Origin of the sequence: Corynebacterium sp. ACRPF (assembly GCF_022347395.1) — a bacterium.
GTDB classification, from domain to species: Bacteria; Actinomycetota; Actinomycetes; order Mycobacteriales; family Mycobacteriaceae; genus Corynebacterium; species Corynebacterium tuberculostearicum_D.
Genome location: NZ_JAKRNB010000001.1, coordinates 215,920 through 235,168, shown reverse-complemented (window position 1 = coordinate 235,168; position 19,249 = coordinate 215,920). Strand labels below are relative to the sequence as shown.

The 19,249-nt window shown below is 61.7% G+C and carries 16 protein-coding genes; 9 read left to right on the top strand and 7 right to left on the bottom strand.

What is annotated here, in order from left to right; translation table 11 throughout:
* Positions 1-53: 53 nt before the first annotated feature.
* Together MHX61_RS01065 and glgA are read right to left on the bottom strand one after the other, a co-directional pair.
* On the bottom strand, positions 54-1,496 hold the full coding sequence (locus MHX61_RS01065) for a GH32 C-terminal domain-containing protein (RefSeq protein ID WP_239191634.1): 1,443 nt from the start codon (positions 1,494-1,496) through the stop codon (positions 54-56).
* Between the two features lie 12 nt (positions 1,497-1,508).
* Positions 1,509-2,663, bottom strand: a complete 1,155-nt coding sequence (gene glgA / locus MHX61_RS01060) for a glycogen synthase (RefSeq protein ID WP_239191628.1) — start codon at positions 2,661-2,663, stop codon at positions 1,509-1,511.
* A 109-nt stretch (positions 2,664-2,772) separates the two neighbouring features.
* Here glgA and glgC point away from each other — a divergent pair, with 109 nt between their 5' ends.
* Complete coding sequence (gene glgC / locus MHX61_RS01055) at positions 2,773-3,990, top strand: glucose-1-phosphate adenylyltransferase (protein WP_204609533.1); 1,218 nt, start codon at positions 2,773-2,775, stop codon at positions 3,988-3,990.
* On the opposite strand, the gene MHX61_RS01050 is transcribed toward glgC, so the two are convergent.
* Entirely contained in the window at positions 3,987-4,634 is a 648-nt protein-coding gene (locus MHX61_RS01050) for an O-methyltransferase (protein ID WP_239191627.1), read from the bottom strand. The two genes, glgC and MHX61_RS01050, sit on opposite strands and share 4 nt — an antisense overlap.
* A gap of 151 nt (positions 4,635-4,785) precedes the next feature.
* Here MHX61_RS01050 and sigE point away from each other — a divergent pair, with 151 nt between their 5' ends.
* The 3 genes from sigE to MHX61_RS01035 all read left to right on the top strand — a co-directional run bounded on the left by sigE (position 4,786) and on the right by MHX61_RS01035 (position 6,543).
* Entirely contained in the window at positions 4,786-5,415 is a 630-nt protein-coding gene (sigE, locus tag MHX61_RS01045) for an RNA polymerase sigma factor SigE (protein ID WP_005323510.1), read from the top strand.
* Positions 5,416-5,515: 100 nt separating this feature from the next.
* Positions 5,516-5,965 carry an anti-sigma factor gene (locus MHX61_RS01040; protein ID WP_034668126.1) on the top strand — a complete coding sequence of 150 codons (450 nt, stop codon included), beginning with the start codon at positions 5,516-5,518 and terminating at the stop codon, positions 5,963-5,965.
* Between the two features lie 23 nt (positions 5,966-5,988).
* Positions 5,989-6,543: a twin-arginine translocase TatA/TatE family subunit gene (locus MHX61_RS01035; RefSeq protein WP_239191626.1), complete on the top strand. Its 555-nt coding sequence runs from the start codon at positions 5,989-5,991 to the stop codon at positions 6,541-6,543.
* Between the two features lie 4 nt (positions 6,544-6,547).
* Here MHX61_RS01035 and MHX61_RS01030 read toward each other — a convergent pair whose 3' ends face one another.
* On the bottom strand, positions 6,548-7,678 hold the full coding sequence (locus MHX61_RS01030; RefSeq protein ID WP_239191625.1) for an Mrp/NBP35 family ATP-binding protein: 1,131 nt from the start codon (positions 7,676-7,678) through the stop codon (positions 6,548-6,550).
* 105 nt (positions 7,679-7,783) lie between these two features.
* Between MHX61_RS01030 and MHX61_RS01025 the strand changes: the two genes are divergently transcribed.
* Positions 7,784-8,524: a hypothetical protein gene (locus MHX61_RS01025; protein WP_239191624.1), complete on the top strand. Its 741-nt coding sequence runs from the start codon at positions 7,784-7,786 to the stop codon at positions 8,522-8,524.
* 452 nt (positions 8,525-8,976) lie between these two features.
* Here the strand turns inward: MHX61_RS01025 and MHX61_RS01020 are convergent, their stop codons facing one another.
* Positions 8,977-12,717: a multifunctional oxoglutarate decarboxylase/oxoglutarate dehydrogenase thiamine pyrophosphate-binding subunit/dihydrolipoyllysine-residue succinyltransferase subunit gene (locus MHX61_RS01020; RefSeq protein ID WP_239191623.1), complete on the bottom strand. Its 3,741-nt coding sequence runs from the start codon at positions 12,715-12,717 to the stop codon at positions 8,977-8,979.
* A 159-nt stretch (positions 12,718-12,876) separates the two neighbouring features.
* Entirely contained in the window at positions 12,877-13,611 is a 735-nt protein-coding gene (locus MHX61_RS01015) for a hypothetical protein (protein WP_239191622.1), read from the bottom strand.
* A gap of 116 nt (positions 13,612-13,727) precedes the next feature.
* On the opposite strand from MHX61_RS01015, the gene MHX61_RS01010 reads away from it, so the two are divergent.
* The 3 genes from MHX61_RS01010 (at position 13,728) to MHX61_RS01000 (ending at position 17,378) form a co-directional block, all read left to right on the top strand.
* Positions 13,728-15,431 (top strand): carboxylesterase/lipase family protein, encoded by a 1,704-nt coding sequence (locus MHX61_RS01010; protein WP_239191621.1) that lies wholly within the window; start codon positions 13,728-13,730, stop codon positions 15,429-15,431.
* A gap of 81 nt (positions 15,432-15,512) precedes the next feature.
* Positions 15,513-16,361, top strand: a complete 849-nt coding sequence (locus tag MHX61_RS01005; RefSeq protein WP_005327531.1) for a hypothetical protein — start codon at positions 15,513-15,515, stop codon at positions 16,359-16,361.
* Between the two features lie 174 nt (positions 16,362-16,535).
* On the top strand, positions 16,536-17,378 hold the full coding sequence (locus MHX61_RS01000; RefSeq protein ID WP_239191619.1) for a hypothetical protein: 843 nt from the start codon (positions 16,536-16,538) through the stop codon (positions 17,376-17,378).
* On the opposite strand, the gene MHX61_RS00995 is transcribed toward MHX61_RS01000, so the two are convergent.
* Complete coding sequence (locus MHX61_RS00995) at positions 17,375-17,893, bottom strand: hypothetical protein (RefSeq protein ID WP_239191617.1); 519 nt, start codon at positions 17,891-17,893, stop codon at positions 17,375-17,377. The two genes, MHX61_RS01000 and MHX61_RS00995, sit on opposite strands and share 4 nt — an antisense overlap.
* Positions 17,894-18,005: 112 nt before the next feature.
* On the opposite strand from MHX61_RS00995, the gene MHX61_RS00990 reads away from it, so the two are divergent.
* Complete coding sequence (locus MHX61_RS00990) at positions 18,006-19,247, top strand: MFS transporter (RefSeq protein WP_239191614.1); 1,242 nt, start codon at positions 18,006-18,008, stop codon at positions 19,245-19,247.
* Positions 19,248-19,249: the final 2 nt, after the last annotated feature.

Below are 19,249 nucleotides of genomic sequence, written 5' to 3'. Positions count from 1 at the left end.
TAAGAGACAGGGACGGGTCGGGTGAGGAGGGGTGGCGTTGAGAGCCAGGAGGATTAAAGCTTGGAGCCGGAGCGCTGCCAGTCCTGCTCGATGACGGCATCGCCGGAGGTTTCGACTCGCAGGCCGGAGCAGCCGCCTTCGAAGTATACGCGGGAGGCCATGGCGATGAGGCCACCGTCGACGAATACCTCAACGGTGGAGCCGTCTTGGATGATGGTGAGGGTATCGGAGTCGCCTTCGGCAAGCGTGGCGGTGGCGGGCTCGGAATCGGCGAAACAGTGGTCGAAGGCTTTGTTCATGGAGCGATCGAGGCTGATGTCATCGCCGGAGTGACAGATGGTGGCGGCGGGGTCACCGGCGCCGTCGAGAAGCGTGACAGTCACGCAGGAACCGGAAGGGACCTCCATGACGCCGGTCCAGGAACGGGCGTAATCGGAGAGGTTGACGGCATCGGGCAGGCCGCGGGCGGGGGCTTGGTAGAGGACGCCGCCCTCGAGGGTGACTCGGCGGGGCAGGGACAGGGCATTGGCCCAGCCTTCGGCTTCCCAGGAGGCGTGCTTGGTGGCGTCGTCGCCGCGGCCGTTGCCGTTGAGGAGGCCGACGATGACGGCCCGCTCGTAGCGCTGCTCTGGGGTGAGAGTGCCGGTGGTCGTATTGGTATTGCGCGGACGGGAGAAGTCGTGGCCGAAGTCTACGCGGCGGAAGCCGGAGACCACGGTAAAAGTAGTGCCCTCCAGCCGGCCGACGAGGTAACCGGAGACGTCGCGGCCGCCGCGCTCTAGGGTGACGAAGAGGACGTCGTAGATATTGCCGTCGACCTCATCGCGCAGGCGGACCAAGCGCGGGGAGACGACCGGCGGGATGGGCGAGGTAGCGGGGACCTCGCCTTCCAAGAAGCCAGGGTCGCCGTCGAACTTGAGGCTGCCACGCAGGCGCCAGGCTACGCCATCGGCGGACTCGAGGATGACGGGAACTGGGGCGTCGGAGTGGCCGGTGAGCGCTAGCATGAGCCAGCCGTCGTGGCCGTCATCGCGGTCCTCGGAGGCCCAATCGGGCACCACGGAGGGGGAGCGGAAGTGATCAAAGTTGCGGGTATTGCCTACGACTTCGCCGAATCGTACGACATTCGCGTCGAGGGCTTGCGGGTCATCGGAGACCTCGCAGATTTCGTCCACGTCAGCGTAGCGGGCGAGGTGAACGGCGATTCCGGCGGCGGTCACGGAGGTGAAGTAGAGGTGGATATCTTCCGGGCCTTGGGCTACGGAACCTGCGCGCAGGGAGAGCTCGCCGCCGACGGGCGCGAGGACATCGTCGCAGTCCAACCAGTCAAAGGGAGACTCTTCGGAGTAGGTGTGTCCCCAGCGGGCAGGGGAGTCCGCGGTGGGGCGGTACTGGTAGAACAGGTGCCAGGTATCGCCGTCGCGCAGGATACCAGCGGGGGCGTCGAGGACGCCGTCTTCGGGGACAAAATGCAGTTCGGGGCGGTGAGTTGTCACGGCTATCCTTCCTTAAATCAAGCTGCGGTAGATATCGACGGTCTGGGCGGCAATAGTAGCCCAAGAGAAATCGCGAATGGCGCGCTCGCGGCCGGCGCGGCCAAATTCCGCGGCGCGCTCTTTATCGGCGGCGACGTCATTGACGGCGGCGGCGAGGTCGGCTTCGAAGGCGGCGGTAGCGGCGGCGTCGTAAGGCACCAGCACACCGGTCTCGCCATCGACCACAACCTCCGGAATGCCGCCTACGTTGGAGGCGACAACGGCCGTGCCGCAGGCCATGGCTTCCAAGTTGACGATGCCGAGCGGCTCGTAGATGGACGGGCAGACGAAAACATCAGCGCCGGAGTATATCTGCTGGACCTCGTTGCGCGGGAGCATGTCCTTGACCCAGAAAATGCCATCGCGCTGGGCGCGCAGCTCATCTACCAGCGCCTCGGTCTCCGCCGCGATTTCGGGCGTATCGGGCGCGCCGGCGCACAGCACTAGCTGGATATCCGGGTCGAATTTCTGCGCCGCCTGCAGCAGGTGCTTCACGCCTTTTTGCCGGGTAATTCGGCCAACGAAGGCGGCGATGGGGCGTTGCTTATCGACGCCCAGCTTGTCCAACACATCCCCCTCTCGCGGCTGCCACAGCTCGGTGTCGATGCCGTTGAGGACGACGTGGACTTTGGAGGCGTCGATGCGCGGGTAGGCATCCAGGATGGAGTCCTTCATGCCGGCGGAGACGGCGATGACGGCGTCGGCATATTCCATGGCGTTCTTCTCAGACCAAGAGGAAACGTCATAGCCGCCGCCGAGCTGCTCGCGCTTCCACGGGCGGTGCGGCTCCAGCGAGTGGGCGGTGACCACGTGCGGAATATCGTAGAGCTGGGCGGAAAGATGGCCGGCGAGGCCCGTGTACCACGTGTGGGAATGGGCGATGTCGATATCAGAGGCGGCATCGGCCATGCGAAGCCCGGTGGACAAGGTCTTAAGCGCGCCATTGGCACCCTCGAGTGCGGGGTCTACGCCGTGGACAAAGACGTCTTCTTCTTCGCGCGGGGAGCCCATGCAGTGCACGGAGACATCGATGATATCGCGCATAAAACGGGTGAGTTCAGCTACGTGAACTCCGGCCCCGCCGTAGATTTCCGGCGGGTATTCTTTGGAAAAGATTCCGGCTCTCATGCCCACCCAGAATACGTATCTCTGGTGCCGCGTGCAGAAATACGGGATGGGGGTAGAAATGTGCATATATCTGCTGCGAAATGTGGGATTTGCGGTTAGGTTTGGAAACGTGAGAAGCCTGCCAAATGTCCTAGCCATCGTCCTAGCCGGCGGCGAGGGAAAGCGCCTTTTTCCCCTGACCGAAGACCGCGCTAAGCCCGCCGTGCCTTTTGGCGGGTCCTACCGCCTCATTGATTTTGTCCTGTCCAATCTGGTCAACGCCGGCTACCTCAAGATTGCGGTGCTGACGCAGTACAAATCCCACTCCCTAGACCGCCACATTTCCCAGGCATGGAATTTGGCGGGGCCGACGCCGCAGTACATTGCCTCGGTGCCTGCCCAGCAGCGCCGCGGCAAGCGGTGGTACAACGGTTCGGCGGATGCCATTGTGCAGTCGCTTAACCTCATCTATGACGAGAAGCCGGACTACGTCATCGTCTTCGGCGCAGACCACGTCTACCGCATGGATCCGGCGCAGATGGTAGAAGAGCACATCGCCACGGGGCTAGATTGCTCGGTGGCCGGCATTCGCGTGCCGCGCTCGGAGGCAACGGCGTTCGGATGCATCCAGGCCGACGGCATGGGAACCATCACGGAGTTCGTGGAAAAGCCTGCGGACCCACCGGCTACGCCGGATGATCCGAATATGAGCTATGCCTCGATGGGCAACTATGTCTTTACGGCGCAGGCGCTTATTGACGCCCTCTTGGAGGACGAAAAGAACGAGGACTCCGCCCACGATATGGGCGGCGATATTATTCCGTACTTTGTGGAGCGCGGGCAGGCACACGTCTATGACTTCATGGCCAATGAGGTGCCGGGATCTACCGAGCGCGATCACGGCTACTGGCGCGACGTGGGCACCATCGATTCCTTCTATGAAGCGCACATGGACATGATTTCGGTGCACCCGATCTTCAACCTCTATAACCGGAATTGGCCGATTCACTCCACGGATGACTCCAATTTCCCACCGGCGAAGTTCGTGCAAAATGGCATCGCGCAGTCCTCGATGGTGGCGCCGGGCTGCATCGTCTCCGGCGGCACGGTGCGCAATTCCGTGCTGGCGTCTGACGTCCACGTGGCCGATGGCGCCACGGTCGAAGGATCGGTCATTCTGCCGGGCGTGCGCATCGGACGGGGTGCCGTGGTGCGCCGCGCGATCCTCGATAAGAACGTCGTCGTCAGCGATGGCGCAATTATCGGCGTGGACCGCGAGCGCGATGAGGAGCGCTTCAAGGTTTCTGACGGCGGCGTGGTTGTCGTCGGCAAAAACCAGAAGGTCTAAAGCTTCGTTACAAGGGTGAGCCCGGACCCCAGCGGCAAGCGGGTGACGTTCGCGCCCTCGAGCTCGCGCAGGTACTCGTCTGCTTCGCGGGCAGCGGCGGTGTCGCGGTCGGTCCGGGAGACGTCGGCAAGCGTGCCATCGAGCAAAGAATTAGCCAAGACCAGGGTGCCGCCCTGGTGCAGCAGTGGCCACGCGGCCTTGATAATGGCGGGGAGCTCGAGCGCGGCGACGTCGGCGTAGATGACCTGGTAGGCATCATTAGCCAGACGGCCCATGACCTCGAGCGGGCGAGACGGCAGGAAGCGGCCACGTGAAGGTGCATAGCCCGCCTCGCGGAAGGCGGTCTTAGCGCTGCGCTGGTGCTCCGCCTCAGGGTCGATGCAGGTCAAGATGCCATTATTGGGCATGCCGGCGAGCAGGTAGAGGCCTACCACATTGGCGGCCGGGGTGATCGCCACGGACTGGGGGCGTTCGGTAGAGCCGGACGAGGCGGCCGTCAGCGTGGTGAGCAGCTGGCCCGTAGATTCATCTGGAACCGGCAGACCGTACTCATCGGCGTGGTCGCGCGCGCCACGCAGGGCCGCGGAGGGCTCGCTGGTGGTCTCGATATAAGAACGCAGTGCTTCATATGCGGTAGTAGTCACGTAATAAACCATAGGGAAAAGTGGCTGCCGATGTGGCAAAAACGCGCCTAGCCAGCGAGGTTGTGGTGGGTGGGGATAATGTGACGGACTCACAGGAAATTATCAGCACTGTGGCTGGAGTTTCACTTTGAAGTATAGAAAGATGACATGCATGACAACAACGAAGCGCGATGCCGAATCCCTTCAGCCCGCCACCCCTGAGGCGGAGTTGACCGGTACCGCGGCGTTCGATGCCGGCGAAGCCGACATGCCCGCCTGGGGTGACCTCGTGGCCGAACATGCCGATGGCGTCTACCGCTTGGCGTATCGCCTCTCCGGCAACCAGCACGATGCAGAAGACCTCACCCAGGAGACCTTCATGCGCGTCTTCCGCTCCCTGGATAAGTATCAGGCCGGTACGTTTGAAGGCTGGTTGCACCGTATTACCACTAACCTCTTCTTGGACATGGTTCGCCATCGCTCCAAGATCCGCATGGAGGCACTACCGGAGGATTATGAGCGCGTGCCCGGCACGGATATGACGCCGGAGCAGGCCTATACCGTGGCCAACTTGGACCCGGCGCTGCAGTCCGCGCTCGATGGACTGGCTCCCGATTTCCGCGTGGCCGTGGTGCTGTGTGATGTGGTTGGTATGAGCTATGACGAGATTGCAGAGACTCTCGGCGTCAAAATGGGTACGGTGCGCTCCCGCATCCACCGTGGCCGCTCGCAACTGCGTGCGGCACTGGAAAAAGAGGCGCAAACCAATGCGGAAACCCGCATGCTGCTGCGCACGCGTTAAACCATCGCGCGCTAAGCTTTAAAGAAACTGCATAGTCCCCGCTGCCGGCGGGGACTTTCCGTGTCCCTGAAGGCCAAGCAACTAGTGGAGGAGGGTGTCGATGGACTCGCTGCGAGGACGCCGGACCGTGTCCACGCTGAGCGTGCGCGGCGGATTCGATGCCGCCCAGGCCAAAGCCCGCGATAAGGCGAAAGCCAAGGCGCGGCGCAGCGATACCATCGGGCACCTCGGCCCAGAGGCTGTCGTTGCCTTCGTCGACGGGGAGATGGAGCCGAAATTCATGCACCGCGTGCGCATCCACTTGGTGCACTGCGCCGAGTGCCGCGCGGATGTACATCAGCAGCGCCATGCCTCAGAGTGGGTTCGCCACTGCGCGGATTCCGCTAAGGTCAAGGCGCCGCAATCCCTGCTGGCAAAGCTCGCGGGCATTGCCACCGAAGAGGTTGCGCCCGGGCCGGATGCGGCAACGCCCGTGCACCGGCCGCAGCAGGATTTTTTGGACAAGGTGGAGATGGTGGTTCGCGCAATCAAGCACAATCAGCGCGGCTAAGAGTGAGGGACTAGTATTTAACCGTGTTTTCTTCCATTGGTTGGCCCGAGATTTTCGTCATCGTACTCTTGGGCATCATCGTCATCGGCCCGGAGCGCATGCCCGAGGTGATTAAGGATGTGCGTGCAGCCATCTACGCGGCGCGCAAGGCCATCAATAACGCCAAAGCAGAGCTCAATGGCGAGATGGGGTCGATTACCTCGGAATTCGATGATATCCGCGGCCCGCTCACCCAAGCCGCCCAGTGGACGCGCCTCGGCCCGAAGGGCGCAATCACCAAGGCGCTTTTCGACGGCGACGATTCCGCCTGGGACGATTTCAACCCCAAGAAAATGGCAGAAAACGTCAAGACCGCTACCGCTCCACAGGAGCCGGAGGAGCAGCCGCAGCCTCAACCGCAGCAGCAGCGCCCGAGCTTCGACTACTCCCAGATCTACGCTGAGCAGCCGCAGCCAGAGCCCCGGCCGCAGCAACGCACCGCAGCCCCCCAGCCGACGGAGCAGCCCGCGCCCGAGAAAAAGCCGCCACGCGGTGGGGAAGAATCCACCGGCGGCGGCATGTGGGGCGATGTGACCTAAGGCGTTAGTTCACGCCCAAGTTGAGGTTTTTGCCCACCAGGGAATCGGAGCGGATGGCCAGCTTATCGGCCACCGCTTGGATCTGCTTGGCAGCGGGGGACTCGGGGGAATCGAGAACAATCGGCGTGCCGGCATCGCCACCGCTGCGCAAAGTGGGATCCAGCGGCACGGAGGCCAGCAGCGGCACCTCATGGCCCAAGATGACACCTAGGCGATCGGCCACAATCTGTCCGCCGCCGGAGCCAAAGACATCCATGGTGGAGCCATCCGGCATCACCATGGCACCCATGTTTTCAATGACGCCGGCCACGCGCTGGCGGGTCTGCTGGGAGATGGATCCGGCGCGCTCTGCCACCTCGGCCGCCGCAGCCTGCGGGGTGGTGACAATGAGTAGCTCTGCATTGGGAATGAGCTGGGCTACGGACAAGGCGACGTCGCCAGTGCCCGGAGGCAGGTCCAAGAGCAGCACGTCGAGGTCGCCCCAGAAAACGTCAGCCAGGAACTGCTGCAGCGCGCGGTGGAGCATGGGTCCGCGCCAGACCACCGGTGCATTGCCCTCCACAAACTGCCCGATGGAAATGTGCTTAATGCCATGAGAAATCGGCGGCAGCAGCATCTCATCATCGAGCACAGTCGGCCCGTCGGTGCAGCCCAAGAGGTTAGGGACGGAGTGGCCGTAGATATCGGCGTCCACAATACCAACCTTGAGGCCCTTCTGGACCAGCGCTGCAGCCAGGTTGACGGTCATGGAGGATTTGCCCACGCCGCCCTTGCCGGAGGCCACCGCGAAAACGCGAGTGGTGGAATCCGGCTTTGCAAACGGGATTTCCGGCTCGGCCTGGCCGCCGCGGAGCTTCTTCTTGAGCTCGCGACGCTGCTCATCGCTCATGGCTTCCATCGTCACCGTGACGTTTCCAACGCCCTCGATATCCTCTACCGCGGCGCGGGTATTGGACTCGATGGTGGACTTCATGGGGCAGCCAGCGATGGTGAGGTAAATTTCCACGGCTACGTCATTACCAGTGACGGTAACGGACTTCACCATGTTGAGCTCGGTGATGGGGCGGCCGATTTCGGGGTCTTCGACGCGGGAGAGTGCCTCGCGTACGGCGGATTCAGTAATAACGCTAGACATAACTCTTGCCATCTTAGTCACGCCGCAACAGGAGGTAAACACACCCTCGGTGTAGAATCAGCTAGACGCTCACGCGCCGCTAACTAAAAGGAGAAGAGTATCGCTATGCGCAGCTTTGCCCGTCCCGCCCGCGCCATTGTCGGTGTGGTGCTGTCCGCAACGCTGCTTTCCGGCTGCTCTTCCCAGTTCGATACCAACCCCTTTGCCGAGAGTCCCCAGAGCGAGCCCATTGGCATTTTGGTGGATACCAATGAGACCGACCAGCTTGTCCTTGCGGAAATCTTCCGCCAGGAGCTGATGGGGCAGGGCCGCGAGGCGTCCATTGTGAAGGAAGACATCTTCCAAGAGACCAAGGGTGGGCGTTCCATGAACCCGGGCGGCAATTTCTATGTGGGCTGCACCGGCGCGTTCCTTAATATCCTCAATCCCGGTGAGGCGCGGGCGATTTCTAAGGATTACAAAAAGGCACAGAAAGCCTCCGAGCCCGGCGGCGAGGACTACCTGGCCCGCACCCACATTGCGCTCATGTCGAGCTTGCCCACGGATACCTCCACGGTCGAGCCTTCCGGTGCCAGCGGCTGCGAGGACGCCGAGCCCGAATTGCCAGAGAATTTTGTGGTGCTCTTTCAAGACGATCTTTTCGACCGTGAAGAGCGCCAGGCTGTGGCCTCGCTGACTAAGTTCATTACCCAAAAAGACCTCTCTGACATGGTCGAAGAGGTAGAAAACGACGACTCCAGCGCGGAGAAGGTCGTGCGCTCCTGGATGAATTCTTCCGGCGGCGACATCGCCCATGAAGAAGGCGACTCCGATTCTTCCGGCGGGTCGAATCTCACTGGTTCTTAATATTTGACCGTTGGCAGGTTTGTGTGAGTTTCCCGGGCTTGTTGGCAACTTGGAGCTCCTGATGGTTAGCAACCGGCAGACCAACACCTCCACAGGATCAAGGACACGTGTGACTCGATATGGAACCATTCTGGGCTCGTGAATACCGACGCTAGTGCTTTTCATTGCTCCCGGGTTTGAGTGACAAGCATCCGCGACACGATTGGACATATCGAGTAAGCGCGCTAATTCTTAACCCGCTCCCTTGGCGCTCATGGGAAAGCGACCGCCAAGACAATAGTGTTCCGCTGGTGAGCGCGAAGGAATCGGAGATGAGAAAAGACGTGAGAGGGCAAGAACGCCGAGGGAGTGCTCCGGCAGAAGCAAGAACAGAAGCTTTACTAATGCTGGTGTCGGCATGAATAAACCCCAGTGAGGAGGTCCTCACTGGGGTTTAAACGGGGCAGAGGCGACTAGATGTCGAAAGCCTCTTCCAGCAGGTTCTTCTGCTCAATCTGGTGCACCTTGGCGTTACCGGTGGCAGTCGAGGACTGAGCACGGCGGGAAACGCGAACCAACTCCGGCATATCCGGAATCAGGGTGCGCAGGTGCTCGTTGTAGAACGGCCATGGGCCCTGGTTGGCCGGCTCGTCCTGAACGAAGCGAACCTGGGTGGCATTCGGGTAAGCCTCGAAAGCCTCGCGCAGGCGGTTGAACGGAATCGGGTGGAGCATCTCCACGCGGACGATGGCGATGTCATCGCGACCATCGGCCTCGCGCTTCTTTTCCAGATCCCAGTACAGCTTGCCGGAGACCAGCATGATGGTCTTGACCTTGTCGGTATCGCCGACCTTCTTGCCGTTGACATCAACGAAGTTCGGGTCGTTGATAACGGACTGGAAGCGCTTGACTTCGGTGAAGTCTTCCACGGCGGAGGTAGCCGCCTTGTTGCGCAGCATGGACTTCGGGGTGAAGACGACCAGCGGGCGCTTCATCTCACCGAGTGCCTGGCGGCGCAGCAGGTGGAAGTGGTTAGCCGGGGTGGAAGGCTGAGCCACGGTCATGGAACCCTCAGCGCACAGCTGCAGGTAACGCTCGATGCGGGCGGAGGAGTGGTCCGGGCCCTGGCCCTCGTAGCCGTGTGGCAGGAGAAGTACCAGGCTGGACAGCTGGCCCCACTTGGCCTCACCGGAGGAGATGTACTCGTCGATGATGGTCTGGGCGCCGTTGGCGAAGTCACCGAACTGTGCCTCCCAGGCCACGAGGGCGTCTGGGTTGCCCACGGTGTAGCCGTACTCGAAGCCCATGCCGGCGAACTCGGTCAGCGCGGAGTTATAAACCATGAACTTGCCGCCGTTGCCCTTGGAGGTGGCGATGGCGTGCATCGGGTTGTACTCGTTGCCGTTGCGTGGGTCGAAGGTGACGGCGTGGCGCTGGGTGAAGGTACCGCGACGGGAATCCTCACCAGCCAAGCGGACAACCTTGCCCTCGCCGGCCAGGGAACCGAAGGCGATGAGCTCGCCCCAGCCCCAGTCGATGCCGCCCTCGCGGGAGGACTTCTCGCGCTCCTTGGCTACCTTGCCCACGCGCTTGTGGTACTCGAAGTCCTCTGGTGGGTTGCCATAGGCGGCACCCAGCTCGGCGAGTTCCTCGGCGGTAATCGAGGTATCCAGGCCGCGGGTGAGTTCCTGGGAGGAGGTGATACCGGTCTGCTCCTTCGGGCGAGCCTTGCCAGCTTCCTTGTGCTCAGCAAAGACGGATTCCATCTGGTCATGGAAGTCGCGAGCCGCTGCCTCGGCGTCCTCGGCGGAAAGGTCACCACGGCCGATGAGGTCGTTGGTGTAGTGCTCGCGCACTGCCTGGTGCTCGTCGATGACCGAGTAGAGCTCCGGCTGAGTCATGGACGGATCATCGGCCTCGTTGTGACCGCGCAGGCGGTAGACCATGAGGTCAATGAAGACGTCCTTGCCAAACTGGCGGCGGTACTCGGCTGCCATCTGACCAACCCAGACAACTGCCTCTGGGTCATCGCCGTTGACGTGGAAGACCGGGCAGTCGAAGCCCTTGGCCAGGTCGGTGGCGTAGTGGGTGGAGCGGCCGGAGTCCGGGGTGGTGGTGAAGCCCACCTGGTTGTTGACCACGATGTGGACGGTGCCGCCGTTGGTGTAACCGCGCAGCTGGGACAGGTTGATGGTCTCCTGGACAATGCCCAGGCCGGTGAAGGAAGCATCACCATGCAGCATGACCGGAACAACGGTGTGGCCCTCTGGGCCCTTGTCCAAGATGTCCTGCTTAGCGCGGGCGATGCCTTCCATGACCGGATCGACGGCCTCGAGGTGGGATGGGTTGGCGGCAAGGGTGACCTTGATTTCGCCATCGCCAAACATCTGCAGGTGGTGGCCCTCGGAGCCCAGGTGGTACTTCACGTCACCAGAGCCGCCGAGCTGGCCGCCCTTGTAGTTGCCGTCGAACTCGCCGAAGATATCGGCCAGTGGCTTGCCCACGATGTTGAACAGGACGTTGAGGCGGCCGCGGTGTGGCATGCCGATGACGACCTCGTCCAGATCCTGGCCGGCGGCGGTATCAATGATGGAATCCAGCAGCGGGATGAGGGTCTCGGCGCCCTCGAGGGAGAAGCGCTTCTGGCCCACGTACTTGGTCTGCAGGAAGTTCTCGAATGCTTCGGCGGCATTGACTTTCTGCAGGATGTACTTCTGCTCCGCGTTGGTCGGCTTCGGCATGCCTGCCTCCAGGCGGTCCTGCAGCCAGCTGCGCTCATCGCGGTCGAGGATGTGGGTGTATTCGGAGCCGACCTTCAAGGTGTAGGCGGCGCGCAGGCGAGAGAGCACCTCGCGCAGGGTCATCTGCTCCTTGCCGCCAAAGCCACCGACGTTGAAGGTGCGGTCCAGATCCCAAATCGTCAGGCCGTGGGTCGCGATGTCGAGGTCGCGGTGGTCCGGGTTAGGCAGGCCCGGCTGTACCCAGCCCAGCGGGTTGGTATCGGCCAGCAGGTGGCCGCGGGAGCGGTAGGACTCGATAAGCTGCATGACGCGGGTGTTCTTGTCCACGCCGGAGTTCGGCACGTCCTGTGCCCAACGGAACGGCTCATAAGGCACGCCCATGGAGGAGAAGAGGTCGTCCCAAAAGGCGCCGTCGACAAGCAGCTGGCCAATGGTGCGCAAGAACTCGCCGGACTCTGCACCCTGGATGACGCGGTGGTCATAGGTGGAGGTCAGGGTAACCAGGCGGCCAACGCCCAAGTCTGCCAAGCGGTCCGCGGAAGCACCGGCGAACTCGGCCGGGTAATCCATGGAGCCCACGCCGATGATGGAGCCGGCGCCCTTGGTCAGGCGGGCGATGGAGTGGCGGGTGCCGATGCCGCCTGGGTTGGTGAGGTTAATGGTCACACCAGAGAAGTCATCCATGGTGAGCTTGTTCTTGCGAGAACGGGTAACGATGTCCTCGTAGGCCTCAACGAACTCGGAGAAGGACTTGGTCTCGCACTCCTTGATGGCGGCGACGACCAACGCGCGGGAGCCATCCTTCTGCGGCAGGTCAATGGCCAGGCCCAGGTTAATGTGTTCCGGCTGGATGACATAAGGCTTGCCATCCTTTTCCTCGTAGCGCACGTTCATGTCTGGGTGCAGCTGTACGGCCTTAACCATGGCGTAGCCGATGATGTGGGTAAAGGAGATCTTGCCACCGCGAGTGCGCTTGAGGTGGTCATTGATCATGGAGCGGTTTTCCCACATGAGCTTGACCGGCATATCGCGCACGGTGGTAGCGGTAGGAATCTCCAGGGATTCCTCCATGTTCTTTGCAATGGCCTTGAACATGCCCTTGAGCTGGCGCTCGTCGCCGCCCTTGTAGTCTTCGATGCGATCGAGCGGGGACTCGGACTTCTTCACGGACTGCTTTGCCTTAGCGGACTTTTCCTGCGCCTTGGCCACGGACTTATCCACGTTGGTCTCGCGGGCCTCCTGCTTGCGGGCGGTAGTCGTACCCTCAGTCTTCTTTGCGGCAGGCTTAGACGGCTTCTTCGGGGCTTCCTTGGCAGGTGCCTCAGACTTGGGCGCGCCGTTTGCTTCGAAGTAGTCGCGCCACTCCTTATCTACGGAGCTAGGGTCCTTGGAGTACTGCTGGAACTGCTCGTCTATCAGCCACGCATTGGGGCCGAAGATATTCGATGTGCTCACGGCAGGTATTCGCCTCATTTCTCTGCTTTAAAATGGTCGTTTATTCGACTTTAGTGCGGCCTTTGCACGAGCGCATGCGTCACTCGCCAAAGAGTCTGCCTACATGATACGGGTCATACCCCTAAACTCACTATGTTAGGGGTATCAATTGCCCCACTTATCGGTTCCCGGCTACCCCTAGGCTTGGGTGAGGGGAGAAAGCTGCTCGCTGGCGTGCTCGATGACCTGCTTGGCCAGCTTGCGGTTGGCGGTAGTGCCGAGCACGGCGCCGATGCCCATGGGCATGAGCTTGCTGATCCACGCCCACTCCAGGCGCTTGGTGATCTGCTTGGTAAAAAGCTTGGTCAGGCGGCCGTTGATTCCAGACAGCGTCGGGCCGGAGAAACGGGACAGGCTAGCGGCCGAGCGCATGCCCGCCACGCTATTGAGATCACCCACAAAGGTATCCACCAAAGCGGAGCCCTTCGAACCGGTCAGCACCAAAAGTACAAGGGCGCGGCGGCGCTCGGGGGACTTGATGTCATCGCCATGCAGGTAGGCCGAAGCCAAGATGTACCACGCGGTCGCCTCCAAAAAGACCACGGATTCGCCGGCGATGGTAGCTGCGCCGGTTACCAAGCCAACACCTGGGATGGCAGCGGAAGCGCCCGCGGCCGCACCCGTGCCGGAGGTGATATTAAGGAAGTGCTTGTCAATGAGCTCCTGTAGCTGCTGCGGGCTCGCGTCCTTATTGCGCTTCTTTAAGTTCTCGACGTACTTGATGATGACACCGGACTGTACGGCCACTGCGCGGTCCAGGGAATTGAGGAGCGCGGAGGTAAAGCGGTTGGTATCTTCCGGATCGATGTCATAGGTATCAAGGGTGTCGACCTCGGCGGAGTTGTCCTTCTTGTCTTTAGTAAAGAAACCCATGTGTCCTTTTCTTTCGCTAAAACTTATCTGCGCCCAGCATAGTAAAGGCTCTATTAATACGCCGTCGCGCCGCAAAGAGATCGCCGAGGGCGTGCAGGGCACCTAAGCTAGAGGGCATGGTTACGCCGCACGAGAACAACCGCGACTCCGAGGGTTTCCCTCTGGAGGAGTCTTCTGCGGCGGCGCGCCTCAAAGCAGAGCAGGCCCACGAACGCGCCCGCCGCGCGCACGAAGAGGCCCAAAACGCCCTGGCAGATGAGCTCACCGTGCGCACTACCTCCGGGTGGGTGCGCGGCGTTATAGAGGAGGACCTGCGCACCGATCGCCCCATTAGCGCCGGGCCGGTGCTCACTTGGCGCGGCATCCCCTTCGGCGATACCACCGCCGGGGACAATCGCTTCCGCGCCCCGCAGCCCGCACCGGCCTGGGAGGGCGTGCGCGATTGCAGCCAGTTCGGCCCACCGGCCCCGCAGACCACGTATTCCTGGACCGACCGCATTATCGGCTCCGAGGACTGTCTGCACCTCGACATCGTGCGCCCGCGCACTGAAGAGAAGCTTCCCGTGGTGGTCTACCTACACGGCGGCAGCTTCATTATGGGCTCGTCCCACATGCTTATGCTCCGCGGCTTTGAGTTAGCCACCCGCATGGACGTGGTCTACGTATCCATTAACTTCCGCCTCAACTCCCTGGGCTATTTGGATCTGCGCAGCCTGGGCGGGGACTGCAGCGCTAACCCGGCGGTGGCCGATCAGATCCTGGCGCTGCAATGGGTGCGCGACAATATCGCGGCCTTTGGCGGCGATCCTGATTCCGTCACCCTCATGGGCGAATCGGCCGGCGGCGCGGCGGTCCTCACCCTTATGACGAGCCCGGCCGCGGAGGGCCTCTTCCACCGCGCCATCGCCCAGTCCCCACCGATTGCGATGATCCATTCCCGCGCCCAGTCCACCTTGTGGGCGCGCGAGCTGGTTCACCGCCTGGCCTTGCCCCGGCGCACCTCGGTGGAGGACCTGCGCCAGGAAAACTTTGCCGATCTGGTGCGCTCGGGCCAATCCATGATGTGGCGGGCCGGCGAGCTCATTCACCTTAATTCCTGCTACGCGCCCACGGTGGATGATGAGCTCATTCCGGAACACCCCATCGCCGCCTTTGAAAACGGGAACCAGCACCAGATTCCGCTGCTCATCGGCACAAACTCGGACGAGGCTAGCTTTGGTAAATTCCTCTTCCAGCGGCAAAGCTCCCGTGAGCGCGCCGCCTTGCGCCTTCTGGCTTCCTTCGATCCCCAGCACGCCCCCGAGGTCGTCGCCGCCTATGACGGCGCGGTGGCCCGGGAGGACTTTGCGCACCTGCTTGCCGACGCCCTCTTTTGGGCACCCTCCACCCGCATCGCCACCGCCCATGCAAAAGTGGCGCCAACGTGGATGTATCGCTTCGACTTCGCCTCTGCCGTGCTCAAGTGGCTCGGCCTCGGCGCGATGCATTCGATGGAGCTCGGCAATGTCTTCGGTGACCCTTATTCCTCGCGCGCGTCTTTCCTGACCAATTGGGGCTCGCGCGCGGAGATGGAGGAACTTACCGCCACCATGCAGCAACACTGGTCCGCCTTTATCCACGGCGGCCGCCCGGAGATGAGCTGGCCACGCTACGGGTCCAACCACCGCGCCACCATGATCTTCGATGCCGAGGCCTATATTGAGCACGCCCCGCACGAGCTCAAGCGACAAGCCTGGGAGGGATACCACATGTTGGAGTGGGGAAGTGGGCGCCCGGAGCTGGTGAGATCTTTGGGCTTCCAACCATCCGGGTGGGAATAACGGTAGACTCCACAGTGACCGCGGGCGGCGGCTTGCCTACCGTGGGAACCTCTGCTTCCGAAGGATGGATTTTAAACCACCATGAGCTTTTTCGAAGATATTGCTTCTGCATTGGATGCCGAGGGCATCGAGTCCCGCGTCAACGATGACGTCATGTTCGTTCCAATCACCTCTGATCTGGAAATCCAATTTATTGAAATCGATCCGCTTCTCCCCGCCGCGAACGTCTACATTGCCGCGGCGGATGTTGATGAAGACGATGAGGAATTTGAGGCAGTCCTCGTCTCCGTCGCCTTCTCTGTAGATGATGCCGTGGAGGCGGTGTCCCGCCACATCGCTACCGACCAGGTGGTCACCGTTCTGCGGGACCTGCTGGAGGGCACCGATGAGCGCATCGCGGAACTAGAATTTGCCCAAGATGAGCTCAACCCGCACCTCGTCGTGGCTGAAGTGGCCAATGACTCGGAGCTGCGCGTGCTCGTGGAAACCATCGACGGCGTCCCGTCCGCCATCGTGCGCTTCCTTGCCTTCGATTTCGATGAAGACGATCTCGATGACATGGAGGATGAGGCAGTCGCCCTCGCCTGGGAAGTGGACGAAGAGGATGAGGACCTCGACGAGGCTGACCGCCTCGCCCTCTTTGATAACGCCGAGTTTGATGACGTTCCCATCGTGGAGGTTCCCGCTGAGGCCCTTGAGCTTGGCACCTACACCGACTTCGATCGGCTCTTTGATGTCCTAGGCCTCGTCTCCGAGCAGGCCCTGGACTGGGAAGCACAGCTCGTCTCTTTTGATGACGAGGACTACGAAGAGCCCGATGTCTACGACATCTTCGGCGAAGACGACGAGGACGAAGACGAGGACTACTTCGACGGCGACGATGCCGACCTGGATGACGAATCCGACGCCCCCGCAGCCGACGAAAAATAATCTCCGCCTCCCCATAGCCCAGCCCCGCCGCCACCAGCGGCCAGGCTGGGCCTTTCCCGTTTTAGGGGCCCTTTTGTGTTGCTACTTTCGCGCGCCGCCAATTAGGCTTTAAGACAATCCCAGCGTGCAGCTGGAAATCCGCCCTAAACCTAGCCTTGTGAGGAGGAGAAGACCATGGCGATGACCCGCGATACCACGTGGCGCTACGTCCTTGTTGTAGTAGCCGTGGCACTCTCACTTGCCGCGTGGTTTTGCACCGTCTTTGGTGTGTACTCCACGGTGAATGTGACTTTCGAGTCCTACCTGACCGCCAGCGTCTGGGTCCTCCTCCTGGTGGCCGCGGTGCTGCTATATACCTCGCAGCATGGGTTGGTGCCTAACTGCATCCTCCTGTATCCCATCTTCGGCGCCTCCATTAACCTGCTATTGGGCTCGTTGACGGTGCGCACGCAGGTGCCGATGTTCTTCGACACAGTCGGCACCGCCATCGTCGCCATCATCGCCGGTCCCGTGCTCGGCATGGCCACGGGGCTTACCACCACCGTATTGGGCGGAGTGTACTTTGCCTATGATCTCGCCTTTGCGCCCGTAGGTATTTTTATCGGTGCCGCAGTAGGCCTGCTGGCCCGCCGCGGGGTATTCAACAAGCTGTCGTGGATTATTTTCTCCGGCCTCGGAATGGGCATCGGCTCCGGCGTGATGAGCGTGTACGTGCTCATCTTTTCCTTCAGCGGTCGCCCGCGCAAGGGGCCAGAAAACCTCACCAAGTTCTACGAGATGATCTTCCAAGACGAGCGCCTGGCCATCATCTTGCAGGGCCTTACCTCGGACATTTTGGATAAGGTCTTTACCGTCCTCATCGCCTGCTTGGTCCTGCGCTTTATGCCAAAGGCAATCGCCCGCCACTATACGGTGACCTTCAACCACGAGGTGATGAGGAAGGTGCTCCACGCGCCTGACCCGCATGCAGAGTCAGACGCCTCTGCGCAGTCAACACAACAGCGCGCGACGGCCTAGGCGGCTTGGCTGAAGCCGGCGAAGAGTGACTCGGGGGAGTGGACCGGCTGATAGGAGCTATCAACGAGCCACACATAAGTGGCATTCGGGCCACGGGAGACCTCGTGGACTGCACCCACCATCTCTGCCGGCACGAGCGTGCGCACCCAGCCTTCTGCCACGGCCGGATCTACCGGCTGGCCAAAGTTCTCGGTAATGCGGATGGTGATCAGATAGGCCGGAATACGGTCTTGCCCAAAGCCGCGCACGCGGGCCTTCACACGCGCGCCCACGCGGTGGCGGGTAATGCTCATGCAATACTCTCCGCCCGGTCCACCGGCGGGCGTCGGCAGTTGCTTTATCGGTGGGCGCCAGGTGGGTGTAGGGCGCGCCAAGGAGCGCGGGTGGTGCATGATGGCGGCGATGGAATTGATGGTGTCGTATTCGTGGTAGAGCAAGTCCGCCGCAATCTCGGAAGCGGACTGGGGCAGGTTCATTGCGGTGGGCTGGGGAAACTTCTTTTGTACGTTGTGCATGGCCATCACACTAGAACCCAGCGCGGACACAGCCCCACCAAAAACAAACACATGTTCGAACATAGGCTGCAAATAGCTTTCCCTGACGCCAAGGATTAGAGTTGCAGCCGATATGATGAATACACGCAGTGGGGAAGCAGAACACGAGGCAGCGCCCAAGATTCCGCGCGAAATCTGGGTCATGGTTACGGCCGCCTTTATTATCGCTTTGGGCTACGGCCTCATCGCCCCGCTGCTTCCGCAGTTCGTGGTGAGCTTCGATGTTTCCATGGCTGCCGCGGGCCTTGTAGTCTCCATCTTCGCCGCCTCGCGCCTGATCTTCGCGCCCATGTCCGGATCGCTTGTGGATCGCGTTGGCTCGCGCCGCGTCTATCTCATCGGACTCATGACCGTCGCTGTGACCACGGGTCTAGTCTCCATTGCGCAAAGCTACTGGCACATCGTGGCCCTGCGCGCCCTGGCCGGCATTGGCTCGACCATGTTCACCGTCTCCGCCATGGGTCTTATCGTGCGCATGTCCCCACCGACGATTCGCGGCAAGTGCTCTGCCACCTACGCCACGGCCTTCCTGCTCGGAAATGTCGCCGGCCCCGTTCTTGGTGCCAGCCTGTCCTTCCTGGGTTTCCGCTGGCCATTTTTCATCTACGGCGTGGGCGTGGCGCTGGCCGCGTTCGTCGTCTGGTGGCAAATGCCTCGCGTGAACCACAAACAAGCCAGCAAGGATAAGCTGCCACCCATGCGCCTGCAGGAGGCCTGGGGCGATACCGCCTACCGCGCGGTGCTGACCTCCAACTTTGCCCATAGCTGGATCAACATGGGCGTGCGCGTATCCGTCCTGCCGCTTTTTGCCGCCTCCATCTTCCACAATGGCGCGGCCGCCTCCGGCCTGGCGCTCGCAGTCTTCGCGGCCGGCAACGCCATCGTGCTGCAGTTCTCCGGCAAGTGGTCCGACATCCATGGCCGCAAGCCGCTTATCCTCATCGGCCTCTTTGGTTCGGCCATCTTCATGGTGCTCATGGGCATGGCTACCAGCGTGTGGTTCCTCCTGCTCATTTCCGCCTTCGCCGGCGCCTCCTCCGGACTTATCAACCCCTCCCAGCAGGCCGCGGTGGGTGACATCGTGGGCAATGACCGCTCCGGCGGCAAGGTGCTATCCACCTTCCAGATGGCAGGAGACTTCGGCCAAATCTTGGGCCCCATGCTCATTGGCCTGCTTGCCGACGCCTCCGGCTTCCCCCTCGCCTTCACCGTCTGCGGTGCCATCGCCTTCATCGGCATCATTGCCTGGGCATTCGGTCGCGACCCGCACGCCGGGGTGGGGAACAAGCCGAAGCGAGTGCCGCAGGGGAAGTAGGT